The sequence below is a fragment of the Shewanella sp. SM74 genome (genome assembly GCF_025653725.1).
GTDB lineage: Bacteria > Pseudomonadota > Gammaproteobacteria > Enterobacterales > Shewanellaceae > Shewanella > Shewanella oncorhynchi.
Window position 1 is genome coordinate 51,526 of the sequence record NZ_JAKKRZ010000016.1, and the last position, 14,834, is coordinate 66,359.

Sequence of the window (14,834 nt, forward strand, 5' to 3'; positions counted from 1 at the left end):
CGCGCTATTTAGCGCGTTTTTTATAAATCGATAATTTTAGTATCATTATTGCAGTAGTGATATATCCGCGACGTGCAGGAACTGCTCACGTAGATTATTCAACAATGCTAAACGATTGTTTTTCAAAGCTTCATCATCGGCCATTACCATCACATCTTCGAAGAACTGATCCACGCTTTCACGTAGGCCAGCTAACAAGGTTAAGGCTTGTTGGTAATCGGCATTGGCAAACAAAGGTGCCAGCAGTGGTTGCAGCTCGTTCAACTTGGCCGCTAATGCTTGCTCTGCGGCTTCAGTTAACAGACTCGCATTGATCGTTGTCGGTAAAGCACCTTCAACCTTAGCCAGAATGTTGGATACACGTTTGTTCGCTGCCGCAAGTGCACTAGAAGCTTCTAGGCTTCTAAAGTGTGATACCGCATTGATACGGCTATCAAAATCAGCTGGGCGTGTTGGGCGACGTGCTAGCACTGCTAAGATCACATCAACACCAATGCCTTTATCTTGATACCAAGCGCGGAAGCGTGCCATTAAGAACTCTAACACTTCATCGCTTGCATTGACGTTGCTTAAGTTAGTGCCATGCAGTGCTTGTGCTTTAGCGATAAGATCAACTAAATCAAGTGGTAGCTTGTTTTCTACTATGATACGTAGCACGCCAATTGCTGCGCGGCGTAGGGCAAAGGGATCGGCTGCACCTTTAGGAGCTTGGCCAATACCAAAGATGCCGACTAAAGTATCGAGTTTATCTGCTAATGCAACTGCGCAAGATACACCTGCACTTGGCACAGTGTCACCAGAAAACTTAGGCTTGTATTGCTCTTCCATCGCAACTGCAACGGCTTCGGTTTCACCATCGAGGCGGGCGTAATGCATGCCCATAGTGCCTTGAGTATCGGTAAATTCCATCACCATATTGGTCATCAAATCGGTTTTAGATAACAAACCTGCACGGGCTGCATCAACCGCATTCGCGCCAGTTTGCTCGGCAATAAAGGCGGCTAGGGCAGAGATACGATTTACTTTGTCTTTTAATGTACCCAGCTGCTGTTGGAACAATACTGTTTCTAAGCTAGGTAAACGTGATTCCAGCGTATGTTTTTTATCAGTATTAAAGAAGAATTCGGCGTCGGCAAGACGTGGACGCACAACTTTCTCGTTACCAGAGATAATTTGCGCAGGATCTTTAGATTCTATGTTGGTCACAAAGATAAAGTTTGGCAGTAACTTGCCCGCGTCATCAAAGACTGGGAAGTATTTTTGATCGCCCTTCATGGTGTAGACCAAAGCTTCAGACGGTACGGCTAGGAATTTTTCTTCGAAGCTGGCGGTCAATACCACTGGCCATTCGACCAAAGAGGCGACTTCTTCAAGTAGGCTATCTTCGATATCGGCTGTACCACCAATCTTAGCGGCGGCTTTTTCGGCATCGGCTTTGATCAATGCTTTACGGCTTTCGTAATCAGCGATGACTTTGCCTTTTTCTTTCAGGTCGGCAAGGTAGTGATCAGCATGGGCTAATTCAAACTGCTTGAGTCCCATAAAGCGGTGACCGCGAACAGTGCGTGCCGATTTGATACCCAGCAATTCACCTTCAATCAACTCACTGCCTAACAACATAGTGGCTGTGTGCACAGGGCGAATAAATTGGGTTTTATTATTGCCCCAACGCATTGGCTTAGGAATGGGCAATTTATCGAGTGCACGTTGAGCCATAGCAGCGATCAAACTTTTGGTTTCGACGCCTTCAACTTTGGCGTTATGGACTAACCATTCGCCTTTATCTGTAACTAAACGTACGGCTTGTTCAACAGTAATACCATTACCACGTGCCCAACCTTCGGCGGCTTTAGTCGGTTTGCCTTCAGCATCGAATGCTGAACTCACTGCTGGGCCGCGTTTTTCAACCACTTTGTCAGCTTGTGCAAGGGCAAGTTCAGTGACGTTAATTGCCAGACGACGTGGCGCTGCGTACCAAACGGCTGAGCTGAACGCTAAATCGGCTTTGGTGAGTTCTTCAGTAAAGTTAGCTAAAAAGGATTCAGCCAGTTTACGCAGTGACTTAGGTGGTAATTCTTCCGTGCCTAACTCTATGAGTAAGTTTTCAAAATTCATGTTTTTACCTCTACTTACACATTGGGAAGCCAAGCGCTTCGCGTGCCTGATAATAAGATTCAGCGACCGCTTTCGCCATAGTACGAACGCGTAAGATGTAGCGTTGGCGCTCGGTAACTGAAATGGCATGGCGGGCATCGAGCAGGTTGAAGGCGTGTGAGGCTTTCATCACTTGCTCGTAGGCGGGCAGAGGTAAAGGTTTTTCTAGCGACAATAAATGCTGACACATTTTTTCGCATTGATCGAACAGGGTGAACATAAAATCCACATCGGCGTGTTCGAAGTTATAGGTCGATTGCTCGACTTCGTTTTGATGGAACACATCGCCATAGGTGATTAGGCCTAGTGGACCATCGGTCCATACGAGATCATAAACGCTATTAACGCCTTGGATATACATGGCCAGACGCTCTAGGCCATAGGTGATTTCACCTGTGACTGGGCTGCATTCGATGCCGCCGACCTGTTGGAAGTAAGTAAACTGAGTCACTTCCATGCCATTAAGCCAGACTTCCCAGCCTAAGCCCCAAGCACCTAGTGTTGGTGATTCCCAGTTATCTTCCACAAAGCGGATATCGTGGATTTGAGTATCAATACCCAGTGCTTGCAGTGAGCCTAAATACAGCTCCTGAATATTGTCAGGCGAAGGTTTTAACACGACTTGGAACTGGTAGTAGTGCTGCAGGCGGTTAGGGTTTTCACCGTAACGACCATCCGTAGGGCGGCGCGATGGCTGCACATAGGCACTGCTCATAGGTTCAGGTCCTAAAGAACGTAGGAAAGTTTGTGGGTGGAATGTACCAGCGCCGACTTCCATATCTAGAGGTTGAACAATTGCACAGCCTTGCTGTGCCCAATATTCCTGCAGGGTGAGAATGAAACCCTGAAATGTTTTTACGTCGTGTTTTGTCGTCATGTCTACTTGTCTACTGCCGTCAGCCTGAATAGAAAATGGGTTCGATTATACCTTGTAGATATCTGCTTATGTAGGTTATTTTTTACCTTCTTAATTAAAACAATAAGGTTATATACCATGGAAGAGATCCGCTGTGGCTGGGTAAGTGATGATCCCTTGTATCGTGAGTATCACGACAAAGTGTGGGGGCGACCTGTTTATGATCCAAAAGAGCTGTTTGCTAAGTTGTGTTTAGATGGTCAACAGGCCGGATTATCTTGGATAACTATCCTGAAGAAGCAACAAAACTATGAACAGGCCTTTGCTAATTTTGAACCTGAGATTATTGCGACTTTCGATGAGGCGAAAGTGGAGGAGCTCATGCTGAATCCCGGTATAGTGCGCAATCGCTTGAAGGTGAACTCTATCATCAAAAATGCTAAAGGTTATTTAGCCTATACTGCCGATGGGAAGGATTTCTCTGCATTTTTATGGAGTTTTGTGGGGGGCAAACCTATGGTCAATCAGATTATGTCAATGTCACAAGTACCTGCACAAACGCCAGAATCAGAAGCTATGTCAAAGGCCTTAAAGAAACTCGGATTTAATTTCGTCGGCCCAACAATTTGTTATGCCTTTATGCAGGCAGTGGGCATGGTGAATGATCATCTGGTCGAGTGTATTGCCTATCAGGCCTGTGTTGATTCCGGTCATGCGCATAACCACAAGTAACATTAATCGCTGAACTTACTGATGCTGAAGTAGGGCTTGTTGGACTTGCGTGATATTTGAAGCCAGAGAAAAAAGCATGTTCCACGTGGAACATGCTTTTTGTATTTTGGAGGTACTATGCTAATTAAAGCTTAGATACTTTAAGAAAAACCATTCTAACCCTGAATTAGCGTTTATATTTTCTCAAAGAAAAACGGCTTACGCTGTTGTTTATCCCCATTCAGTTCATTCATAGTCTCTGCATCAAATAACTTACCATTGACCATAGTATGAGTGACTTTGTCGGTGACTCGAATGTCGGCTAATGGATCACCATCAATAACGATCAAGTCTGCGAGCTTACCTTCTTTGATAGAACCAAGTTGCTGTTCCATGCCAAAGGTCATCGCTGGATTAATGGTGGCCGTTTTCAACACTTCCATATTGCTCATGCCGCCTTGGGCAAACATCCACATTTCCCAATGTGCCGCTAAACCTTCACGCTGACCGTGGGCGCCAATATTTGGGTGAACCCCTAACTTATTGAGCTCGTTAGCAACCTTAGCAACATTGAAATGATTGTAGTGGCTCTCTGGAGCATGGGGGCGTCGCATTGATCTTGCTTGCAAAATATCGGCTGGCACATACATGGATAGGCGTGGATGGGTCCACACATCGGTTTTATCATACCAGTAGTTTTCACCAGAAATACCACCATAGGCGACTACTAAGGTTGGGGTGTAACCAACTTGAGTCTGGCTCCAAAACTGTTTGATATCGTTATAGATTGAACCAACGGGGAGCGAGTGCTCAATCGTAGTATGGCCATCGGCGACCATGCTTAAATTATGTTGCAGCAAACTGCCACCTTCTGGGACAACCATCATTTCAAGTTCACGCGCTGCGGCTATGACCTGTTGCCTCTGATTGCGGCGCGGTTGGTTATAACTTTTTACGCTAAAGGCACCGACTTTTTTCAGGCGTTCTAGGTGGAACTTGGCATCATCTAGTGAGTCTATGTGCGATGTGTAGCCAGGCGCATTCGCGCCATAGAGTATGGTGCCAGTGGAGAATATTCGTGGGCCAACAATATTGCCTGCTTTTTGTTGCTCAGATGCGGCAAAGATTTCTGTGGTGTCATTCGATGGATCGTGAATCGTGGTGACACCCAAGGATAAACCGGAATACAGCGCCCAGTTCTGTTGTGGCACAATTTCATCATCTGCTTGCGGTCCATGGGCGTGGGCATCGAATAGACCGGGCATAATGGATTTGCCCTTGATGTCAATGATCTGCGCATCCTTAGGAATCGCAACATTGGCATCACCTACGGCGACAATATGATTGTCTTTAACTATGACCACGCCGTTCTCAATCACTTGGTCATTTTCCATGGTAATCACTTTTCCACCGACGAAGGCGATTGTTCCACGTGGAACATCGGCCTTTTGGGTAAAGCCTAAATCGATAATGCTTGGTTGTGCCTTTTCATCTTTGTCGCGATATTGAGTGTCAACCTTGGCTTGGTACAACTCGGGGCCAAGAGTCCAATATAGTTGGTCGCTTTTACTGTTCCAACTGATACTTTCGCCCGCACGGGCACTCAATTGGCTTACGGGCAGATTGCTGGCATTGGGGCCAATCTCAACTGTCTCGCCGTGTTTAGCAAAAGGTGTTACCCAAACCTTGAATCGTTCAGCAAAGGCGAGTTGCTCACCATCGGGTGAAACCCTAAATTCAGTTGCATGTTTGCTGCTGTAATGAACCCGTTTATCGAAGCCGTCTAAGTTGATGGATGATAACTGCGGCGTTTCATCTTCGCTGCTATTCATAAAAAAGACGCGATCGGCATTAGCACCGAATTGAGCTTGATAGCCATCGGCACTGATCTTGCTATTTTGTTTACCTTTAATATCGACTTTATATAGCCCGGGCTCCTGCGACCAAGTTCTTGGTGTGAGGTTACCGCCTTGAGTTTTACGATACACTACGAGTTCACCATTGGGTGAAAAGGTGGGTTCGACATACTTTCCTGGCTCAGATGTTAGCTGCTTAGGTTTGCCACCTTTGGCGCTGATCACTTGCACTGTGCCTTGGTCTTGGTCATTCCACGTGGTGAAAACAATATTTTTACCATCGCGGGACCATTGTGGATAAAGTTCTGCAATATTTTTGTCTAGCTCAGTCAAGCGTGACATTCTGCCATCGGGTAAGGATTTTAACCAAATTTTCCCCAGTGCTTCGAAGGCGACTTTGCTACCATCCGGTGAGACCTGCGCCATACGTAGCATTTTTACATCGAAAACGTCTTTATCTATATCTTGCTTAAAGCGCACCGAGGGCTGTACGGCTAACTCAGTTTTTACACTAAAAAGAATGTCTGTGAGTGTTTTATTGGCAACATTCAGACGATTAATTTTTCCCTTAGCCCAGAAGAAAATATCCTTGTTATCTTGTGTCCATGCCATTGTTGGATAGACGCCATGAATGGCCCAAGTCTCCTGCATATCACGGTCAAGTTCGCCAAACAGCTTAGTTGTTTCTCCCGACTTAAGGTCGAGTAGGTAGAGTGATGACTGGAAATCATCGCGCTTAATATAGGCGAGCTTAGTGCCGTCTGGGCTCGGCGTTGGCCGAATCGCTCCACCCGTGCCTTCGATTAATACTTCAATCTCACCAGTTTGAGTATCGTAGCGTTTTATTTTGTAGATACCGTTGACCGAATCCTTTGAGTAATGGAATGTTTTACCCGGCGTGTCATCCTGACTAAAGTAGATATAGCGACCATCGGGTGAATACGCGGGTTCGCCTAAATCTTTCTGATCATTTGGGCGTTCAGTTAGTTTGACGCCTTCGCCGCCCGCTACGTGGTATAGCCACACTTCACCCGCACCTAAACTGCGGCTGGCGGTAAAATGCTTACGTGCAACAAGATACTGAGAGTCAGGGCTCCAAGCTGGACTGTTTAGCAACCTGAATGTTTCTTGGGTGACAGTTCGTGGATTGCTACCATCGGCATCCATGATCCAAATGTTATCACCACCATCGCCATCCGAGGTAAATGCGATGTGTTTGCCATCTGGGCTATAGACGGGCTGCATCTGCCAAGCAATGCCTTGGGCTAATGGCTTAGCTTCACCGCCGGTTACTGGGATTTGGTAAATGTCGCCGAGCAAGTCGAAGACAATATGCTTGCCATCTGGACTGACACTAAGGTTCATCCAAGTGCCTTCATTAACATCAATTTTGACTTGCTCTAAGGGAGCATTTGCTGGAGCGTTAACATTCCATTCGGCCTCCTTCGTTTCTGCTGCGTTAACGGCGAGGGTATTCATACCTAGAGCGAGGGCGATATAAAGCGGGGTAAGTTTAGATTTCAACATGTCACTTCCTGTTATCGTTCTTATGGACTGCTTTAGTGGTATTAATTTTAAGATGAAATTTTGTTAATACTTAGTCTAGTTATCGCATAAATAGGGAAGAAGGAAAACGTAAATACTGTTTCAATTGATGACCGAGCGAAGGATAAGTCATGGCGATATGGATAAGAGAGTTGGCATAGCAGAAATAGAACCAAGTTACTTGGTTCTATTTACAGAGGAGTATGGAGAATTAATTAAGAGAGCCGAGTAGCTGGGAATAAAATTAGTTTGGATTAACCAGAGTGATCTCATCGCCTAAGTGGATCATGGCATCATTCAATACTCGGCAGGTTACACCGCCTCGCCAATCTGGCGTGAGCGCGGCTTCTAAACCGGCATGTGCTATTTCCATTTTTTTACAGGGGTCGGTCTCACCCGTTATTTCAAGTCGCAACTCACCGATCTGTAAATGTTTACCAACATCGGCACTGCTAAATACGAGATCATCAACGAGCAGATTTGCTCTGCGAGTCGTCCAAGGTAAATCTGCCTCGATACTATGGCAGGCCTGTTGCCACTGAAGTTTGGAAAGCACAGTGACTTGGCGTTTGCCTGGGCGACCAAACACATCTTTCTCTACGCCACTGAGTTGGGTGACATTGGCACAGAGAACTTCATTCATTGGGCCGCGTTTTACAGTTTTATAGGCAATCGCCAGCAGTTTTGGCATAGTTTCTCACATCCGTTGTTTTATGATTAAGTCGTTAACGATACGACTTAAAGTCCTTTTTTGATCAAATATTGATATGGCGTTTGCGTGGTTTCACTGGCAATTAAGGTGTGATCCATAAACTCACAAAAGCTTGGAATATCGCGCGTCGTCGCAGGGTCATCGGCTATGATCAGCAGTGTCTCGCCGGCAGCCATTTGTCTTACTGTTTTACGCACCATCATTACAGGCTCTGGGCAGCGTAAACCAAGTGCATCGAGTCTATGCTGTGCGGTTGAGAAAGCGTCGTTCATATTACCTCTACTGAACGGTTAAGCAGAATTAGCTAATGTTACTCCAGCCCCCATGATAAACCAAGTTGGCGGTTTCAATTTGTGATCTGGTTTTATTGATATGTTCTATCAATACGAATGTTAGATATTTAATGTTCCACGTGGAACATGATGACGAATGGGTTTAAAAATTACTCGACGGCTTTATCAACGCTTTGAGATTGAGAGATTGAATGGACATCTGCGGTACTATTCTCAGGTGCTAAATCATTTGCTGCCGCCATAGTTTGTTGTTGCTGTTTGGATGCACGTTTGTAGCTATACATTCGCTGATCGGCTTTATGAATTAAGCTATTGGCTTCTTCGTACTCATAGGGTCCAGTATCAATAATGCCAAAGCTTAAGGAAATATTGTTTAAACTGAGTTTTATTTTTTGATTGAATCGAGTGATGAAATTATCCCGAGCTTGTTCTTCACGGCAGTTAGGCATAATGATACAGAACTCATCTCCACCATATCGAAAGCAATGATCCTCGGCCCGAGTGATTTCTTTAATCGCTTTTGCTACAGCGCGCAGTACTTCATCCCCAGATCTATGGCCTTGGGTGTCGTTGAATGACTTAAAATCATCTACGTCTAAGTAGATCACGCTGACGGGTTCGGCACGCCTTTGAGCGGCCCTGAGTATGCGCGTTGCCGTTTCTTGTAAATGCCTAACGTTGAGCAGGCCTGTTAAGGGATCGGTTTGCGACAGTTCTTCAAGCTGCTGGGTGCGCTCTTTGACTTTGCTTTCCATGCTTTGGGCATATTTTTCGGCTTTATCCTTAGCGTTCTCAATTTCGGATACTAAGCTGCGAATATAAGTATCGAATACTAACGTGACATCAAACAGCACCAGTTTATCAATCGCGACACGGATACATTCGCCTTGATGTGTATCTTGCACTGAACAGTTGATCACGGCGTAGATAAGCTCTTTTAGTGTGTGTACCGCAGACAGGTAAAGCTTAGGCTCAACACCAATGCGTTTATGGACCAACCCAATCCGCAGGCGATTGTTTACGTACTCAAGATCATAAACACCATTAAATAAATCGAGCACATATCTTCTCTGTGCGGTACGTAAGCGGGCAAGGGTGTCTGAGTCTCCGATCAGCAGCGCAATTTCTGACACGCTGGTTTGTAAGCCATAAAAGTCATCGACGATTTTATCTATGTTTTCTTCAATGATGGGCTTAAAGGATTGCAGGGCCTTTACGTCCGCCCCAGTAAAAGAGAAGAGCGCCTTACGAGACTCGATCTCCAGCTCAGTGATCCGCATTTGTTCGAAAAGGGTCTGTTCCGTTTGTAGCATCAGGCATTCCTCTTGTAAAACAACGAATTGCATCCTTGCACTACACTGCCTAGATTTGGCTGATGATTGCTTGCCTGTTGTCGTCCACAATAGCCAGTGATGCCCTTGTAGTTAAGTTGATAACGGACTGATTTTCAAATGAACAGCAGAAGAAATGAGAAATATTAATATTTACGCTGGCAGAAAATTTGGCATAAAAAAGCCGGAACAAGTTCCGGCTTTGAAATTATTCGAGTAACGATTTAAACGCGTTCGAATACAGTGGCGATACCTTGGCCTAAACCAATACACATGGTCGCTAACCCTAAGGTCGCGTCTTTGTCTTCCATTAAGTTGATCAGCGTCGTAGAGATACGAGCGCCTGAACAACCCAGTGGGTGACCTAGTGCAATTGCGCCGCCGTTGAGGTTGATTTTGTCATCAACCACATCTGCTAAGCCTAAATCTTTCACACAAGGTAAAGACTGAGCAGCAAACGCTTCGTTAAGTTCAATCACATCTAAATCGGCCACTGTGATACCGGCACGAGCCAGTGCTTTTTGCGTGGCTGGCACTGGGCCGTAACCCATGATAGCCGCGTCACAACCTGCAACCGCCATAGAGCGAATTCGTGCACGAATCGGCAAGCCAAGTGCGCGCGCTTTAGATTCTTCCATGATTAACATGGCTGAAGCGCCATCAGACAGTGCAGAAGAAGTACCCGCAGTGACAGTACCGTTGACTGGATCAAATACCGGACGCAGTGCTGCTAGAGATTCCATAGTCGTTTCTGGGCGGATCACTTCGTCTTGCAGTACTTTAATTAAGGCACCGTTAGCATCGTGACCTTCAATGCCATAGATTTCCTTGGCAAAACGGCCTTCAATCGTCGCAGCATAAGCACGTTGATGAGAACGTACTGCAAAAGCATCTTGCTGTTCACGGGTAATACCGTGCAGTTTACCCAGCATTTCAGCCGTTAACCCCATCATGCCAGAGGCTTTTGCCACGTTATTAGCAAGACCTGGGTGGAAGTCGACACCATGGCTCATAGGCACATGGCCCATGTGTTCTACGCCACCAATAATAAAGGTGTCGCCCATGCCTGTCATAATCGCACGCGCCGCTTGATGGATAGCATCCATTGATGAACCACATAGGCGGTTAACCGTCACAGCGCCAGCGGTCTTTGGAATGCCGGCTAATAGCGATGCATTACGGGCAATATTGAAGCCTTGTTCTAGGGTTTGTTGCACACAACCCCAAATCACATCTTCAATGGTGTTTGGGTCGAGCTGCGGGTTGCGCAGTAATAGACCTTTCATCAATTCGGCAGACAGAGTTTCTGCACGCACATTACGAAATACGCCAGCCTTAGAGCGGCCCATAGGAGTACGAATACAGTCTACGATAACAGCTTGTTTCATGATTAAATTCCTTTCCCGCTAATTAGGCTTGGTAGTAGCTACCGTTGTTGGCTGCTAATGTACGCATGGCATCTGTCACTTGATACAGACCGCCCAGGTGAGCGTATTTGTCTGCTAAGGCCACAAAGTTTGCGACGCCCATAGTATCCAAGTAACGGAACACGCCGCCTCTGAATGGTGGGAAACCTAAGCCATAAACCAGGCCCATATCTGCTTCGGCGGGCGATGCGACAATACCTTCTTCTAAACAGCGCACGGTTTCGATGATCATAGGGATCATAGTGCGAGCGATAATCTCGTCGGCTTCAAAGACTTTTAATTCGCCAAAGGCAGCTTTCAATAGGCCGTAGCTCGTAGGATCGACATCTTTCTTCGGTTTACCACGGCTATCGACTGAATAGACATAGAAACCTTTACCATTTTTCTGGCCAAGACGTTTGTTCTCAAACATCACATCAATCGCATCAGTGCCTGATTTACCCATTCGATCAGGGAAACCTTCAGCCATAACGGCTTGGGCGTGATGACCTGTGTCTAAACCCACTACGTCGAGTAGGTAAGCTGGGCCCATTGGCCAGCCGAATTGTTTTTCCATCACTTTATCGATTGCAGCAAAGTCGCCACCTTCGGCAAGTAAGCCGTTAAAGCCTGCAAAGTAAGGGAAGAGTACGCGGTTAACGAAGAAGCCTGGGCAATCGTTTACCACGATTGGCGTTTTGCCCATTTTGCTGGCGTAAGCCACAACAGAGGCGATGGTTTCTTCAGAGCTGTGCTCACCACGGATAACTTCGACCAACGGCATTTTGTGCACTGGGTTGAAGAAATGCATACCGCAGAAACGCTCAGGTTTCTTCATGCTATTAGCGAGCAAGTTGATTGAAATCGTTGAGGTGTTTGACGCGATAATTGCATCTTCACTCACATAGCCTTCAACTTCGGCTAAAACCTGTGCTTTAATTTTTGGATGTTCAACAACGGCTTCAACGACGACATCACTGTGTTTGAGCGCAGCATAATCTAATGAAGGCGTGATGTTGTTCAGCACTTTGGCCATTTTTTCTGGCGTTGAACGACCACGAGCAACTTGGGCAGACAGCAGTTTGGCGGCTTCATTGAGGCCTAAATCTAATGCTGGCTGGGCAATGTCTTTCATGACAATCGGTGTGCCTTTGCTGGCGCTTTGGTAGGCGATACCGCCGCCCATAATGCCAGCACCTAATACGGCAGCATTTTTCACTTCTTTGGCTAATTTACCCGCTTTTTTCGCTTTGCCTTTAACGAATTGATCATTAAGGAAGATACCGATAAGCGCTTTAGCAACGTCAGTTTTAGCCAGTTTGATAAAGGCTTGATGCTCGATTTGCAGTGCTTCGGTGCGGTCTTTAGTCGATGCTTGCTCAATCACGCTTACTGCGGCCATTGGTGCTGGGTAGTGTTTACCCGCAACAGCAAACACCATGCCTTTAGCAGTGGTGAATGACATCATAGCTTCGAGTTTTGGCAGCGTTAGGGCAGACAGCTTGCGGTTACGACGCGCTTGCCAATCTAACTTTTCAGCAACAGCATCTTTGAGCATTTGAATCGCAGCCGCTTCTAATGCTTCTGGCGCAACCACAGCATCCACAGCACCGACTTTCAGTGCATCTTCAGCGCGTTGGTCGTTACCTGTGGTGATCCATTCAAGTGCGTTATCTGCACCAATCACACGTGGCAGACGAACTGTGCCGCCAAAGCCTGGGATGATGCCGAGTTTAGTTTCAGGTAAACCGATTTTGGCTGTGGTATCTGCGATACGAAAATCCGTTGCCAGAATGGTTTCACAGCCGCCACCTAAGGCAAAGCCTTTGATTGCAGATGCTGTTGGGAAAGGTAAGTCTTCGAGTTTGTTGAAGACAGCGTTGGCTTGTTCAACCCAAGAGAGCAGTACGGCGTCATCTTGTGCGAATAGGCCTAAAAATTCGGTAATGTCGGCACCCACAATAAAGGTATCTTTACTTGAGGTCAGCACTAACGCTTTGATATTGGAATTTTGCTTGATGCTGTCTAATGCGGCATCGAGCGAAGCGAGGGTTTCTCTGTCGAATTTGTTCACCGAACCGGGTGCGTTAAAGCACAGCTTGGCAATATTATCCTCGAGTAACTCAACTTGAATTGTAGGACTTTGGTAGATCATTGCTTGCTTCCTTTTGGCTTAAAAGTGATACCCACCATTATGTGTTGGTGCTAGTACGACTCTCTATCTCACAGCAGCTTCGGCCATCATTTGACCAGTTGTGTGCCAGTGTGCTTCGAAATTCGATAAATTACAACACCCAATTTAAACGACTGTTTAATTTCTTGTCGGCTAGAGTGATTTTTCACCTTTGTGATACACTGCACAGAGTGTAGAACACCTAGAGTGCGTTAAATCACTTTGCGGATAAATAGGTCTTTGCGGCTGTTTTCCTTAGACGTTTAAACGCTGTAGCCATGCTAGGGTTGAATAGAATTATTAAAAATAATCATGATGTTATCGCTTTAATGTTCTTTATTCAGCAGCCATTTATTTTAGATTGAGTGACAGTTTAACGTTTTGATTGAATCTGTTGTTCATGATCAGATTAAGATTATGTGGGCAAATTTGGCTCATAATATTAACTTTTATTCATTGCAGGAGATGACAAATGGATCAGTTGGCTCATCACTATCGTGCCCATATTGCCGAGTTAAACCGCCGAGTCGCAGAGATTTTGTCTCGAGAAGCCTTGTCTGGTTTAGTGATCCATTCGGGTCAGCCGCATCGGATGTTTTTGGATGATATCAATTATCCCTTTAAAGCAAACCCGCACTTCAAGGCATGGTTGCCAGTGTTAGATAATCCGAATTGTTGGTTAGTCGTCAATGGTCGCGATAAGCCGCAGCTGATTTTTTATCGTCCTGTGGATTTTTGGCACAAAGTATCCGATGTGCCGGATATGTTCTGGACCGAGCATTTTGATATTAAGCTGTTAACTAAGGCCGATAAGGTCGCTGAGCTGTTACCTAAAGACACAGTTAATTGGGCTTATTTGGGTGAGCATTTAGATGTAGCCGAAGTGCTGGGTTTTACCAGTCGCAATCCCGATGCTGTGATGAGCTATTTGCATTACCACAGAACCACTAAAACTGAATATGAGCTGGAATGTATGCGCCGCGCCAACCAAATTGCGGTGCAGGGACATTTGGCGGCTAAAAATGCGTTTTATAACGGTGCGAATGAGTTCGAGATCCAACAGCATTATTTATCTGCCGTGGGCCAGAGCGAAAATGAAGTGCCCTACGGCAATATTATCGCTCTTAATCAAAATGCGGCGATTTTGCATTACACCGCGCTCGAGCATCAAAGCCCTGCGAAACGTTTGTCTTTTCTTATCGATGCGGGCGCGAGCTACTTTGGTTATGCGTCTGATATCACTAGAACCTATGCATTCGAGAAGAATCGTTTCGATGAGTTGATCGCTGCGATGAATAAGGCGCAGCTGGAGCTTATCGACATGATGCGCCCCGGCGTGCGTTATCCTGATTTGCACTTAGCGACTCACGCTAAAGTCGCGCAAATGCTATTGGATTTTGATTTAGCCACGGGGGATGCCCAAGGTTTGGTTGATCAAGGCATTACCAGTGCTTTCTTCCCCCATGGTTTAGGCCATATGTTAGGTTTACAAGTACATGACGTGGGTGGCTTCTCCCACGATGAGCGCGGTACCCATATCGCGGCGCCCGAGGCCCATCCATTCCTACGTTGCACCCGCATTTTAGCGCCAAACCAAGTGCTGACTATGGAACCTGGGTTATACATCATAGATACTTTGCTCAATGAGCTTAAACAAGATAGTCGTGGCCAACAGATCAATTGGCAAACGGTTGATGAGTTAAGGCCTTTTGGCGGTATTCGTATCGAAGATAACGTCATAGTGCATCAAGATAGAAACGAGAACATGACCCGTGAGCTCGGCTTAGCCGATTGATG

At 46.0% G+C, this 14,834-nt stretch carries 10 protein-coding genes; 2 read left to right on the plus strand and 8 right to left on the minus strand.

Features of this window, described 5'->3' with window-relative positions; genetic code table 11:
- Positions 1–45 precede the first annotated feature (45 nt).
- Together glyS and glyQ are read right to left on the minus strand one after the other, a co-directional pair.
- Complete coding sequence (glyS, locus tag L5M49_RS16240) at positions 46–2,115, minus strand: glycine--tRNA ligase subunit beta (RefSeq protein ID WP_263209773.1); 2,070 nt, start codon at positions 2,113–2,115, stop codon at positions 46–48.
- A 10-nt stretch (positions 2,116–2,125) separates the two neighbouring features.
- On the minus strand, positions 2,126–3,031 hold the full coding sequence (gene glyQ, locus L5M49_RS16245) for a glycine--tRNA ligase subunit alpha (RefSeq protein ID WP_263209771.1): 906 nt from the start codon (positions 3,029–3,031) through the stop codon (positions 2,126–2,128).
- Between the two features lie 117 nt (positions 3,032–3,148).
- On the opposite strand from glyQ, the gene L5M49_RS16250 reads away from it, so the two are divergent.
- Positions 3,149–3,742, plus strand: coding sequence for a DNA-3-methyladenine glycosylase I (locus L5M49_RS16250; protein ID WP_263209769.1), 594 nt, complete (start codon positions 3,149–3,151; stop codon positions 3,740–3,742).
- Positions 3,743–3,915: 173 nt separating this feature from the next.
- Here the strand turns inward: L5M49_RS16250 and L5M49_RS16255 are convergent, their stop codons facing one another.
- From L5M49_RS16255 to fadB, 6 genes are all read right to left on the minus strand, one after another.
- Positions 3,916–7,104 carry an amidohydrolase family protein gene (locus tag L5M49_RS16255; protein ID WP_263209768.1) on the minus strand — a complete coding sequence of 1,063 codons (3,189 nt, stop codon included), beginning with the start codon at positions 7,102–7,104 and terminating at the stop codon, positions 3,916–3,918.
- A gap of 262 nt (positions 7,105–7,366) precedes the next feature.
- Positions 7,367–7,813, minus strand: a complete 447-nt coding sequence (locus L5M49_RS16260; RefSeq protein ID WP_259561419.1) for an MOSC domain-containing protein — start codon at positions 7,811–7,813, stop codon at positions 7,367–7,369.
- Between the two features lie 47 nt (positions 7,814–7,860).
- Complete coding sequence (tusA, locus tag L5M49_RS16265; protein ID WP_006083810.1) at positions 7,861–8,106, minus strand: sulfurtransferase TusA; 246 nt, start codon at positions 8,104–8,106, stop codon at positions 7,861–7,863.
- A 170-nt stretch (positions 8,107–8,276) separates the two neighbouring features.
- Positions 8,277–9,440, minus strand: a complete 1,164-nt coding sequence (locus L5M49_RS16270) for a diguanylate cyclase domain-containing protein (protein ID WP_006083809.1) — start codon at positions 9,438–9,440, stop codon at positions 8,277–8,279.
- 242 nt (positions 9,441–9,682) lie between these two features.
- Entirely contained in the window at positions 9,683–10,846 is a 1,164-nt protein-coding gene (gene fadA, locus L5M49_RS16275) for an acetyl-CoA C-acyltransferase FadA (RefSeq protein WP_113941401.1), read from the minus strand.
- Between the two features lie 22 nt (positions 10,847–10,868).
- Positions 10,869–13,019 (minus strand): fatty acid oxidation complex subunit alpha FadB, encoded by a 2,151-nt coding sequence (gene fadB, locus L5M49_RS16280; RefSeq protein WP_263266427.1) that lies wholly within the window; start codon positions 13,017–13,019, stop codon positions 10,869–10,871.
- A 490-nt stretch (positions 13,020–13,509) separates the two neighbouring features.
- Here fadB and pepQ point away from each other — a divergent pair, with 490 nt between their 5' ends.
- Positions 13,510–14,832 (plus strand): Xaa-Pro dipeptidase, encoded by a 1,323-nt coding sequence (pepQ, locus tag L5M49_RS16285; RefSeq protein ID WP_263180055.1) that lies wholly within the window; start codon positions 13,510–13,512, stop codon positions 14,830–14,832.
- The last annotated feature ends 2 nt before the right edge of the window (positions 14,833–14,834 follow it).

Bases quoted from the DNA above. Each gene is read 5' to 3' on its own strand.
- glyS (WP_263209773.1), bottom strand. From the start codon at position 2,115: ATGAATTTTGAAAACTTACTCATAGAGTTAGGCACGGAAGAATTACCA.
- glyQ (WP_263209771.1), bottom strand. From the start codon at position 3,031: ATGACGACAAAACACGACGTAAAAACATTTCAGGGTTTCATTCTCACC.
- L5M49_RS16250 (WP_263209769.1), top strand. From the start codon at position 3,149: ATGGAAGAGATCCGCTGTGGCTGGGTAAGTGATGATCCCTTGTATCGT.
- L5M49_RS16255 (WP_263209768.1), bottom strand. From the start codon at position 7,104: ATGTTGAAATCTAAACTTACCCCGCTTTATATCGCCCTCGCTCTAGGT.
- L5M49_RS16260 (WP_259561419.1), bottom strand. From the start codon at position 7,813: ATGCCAAAACTGCTGGCGATTGCCTATAAAACTGTAAAACGCGGCCCA.
- tusA (WP_006083810.1), bottom strand. From the start codon at position 8,106: ATGAACGACGCTTTCTCAACCGCACAGCATAGACTCGATGCACTTGGT.
- L5M49_RS16270 (WP_006083809.1), bottom strand. From the start codon at position 9,440: ATGCTACAAACGGAACAGACCCTTTTCGAACAAATGCGGATCACTGAG.
- fadA (WP_113941401.1), bottom strand. From the start codon at position 10,846: ATGAAACAAGCTGTTATCGTAGACTGTATTCGTACTCCTATGGGCCGC.
- fadB (WP_263266427.1), bottom strand. From the start codon at position 13,019: ATGATCTACCAAAGTCCTACAATTCAAGTTGAGTTACTCGAGGATAAT.
- pepQ (WP_263180055.1), top strand. From the start codon at position 13,510: ATGGATCAGTTGGCTCATCACTATCGTGCCCATATTGCCGAGTTAAAC.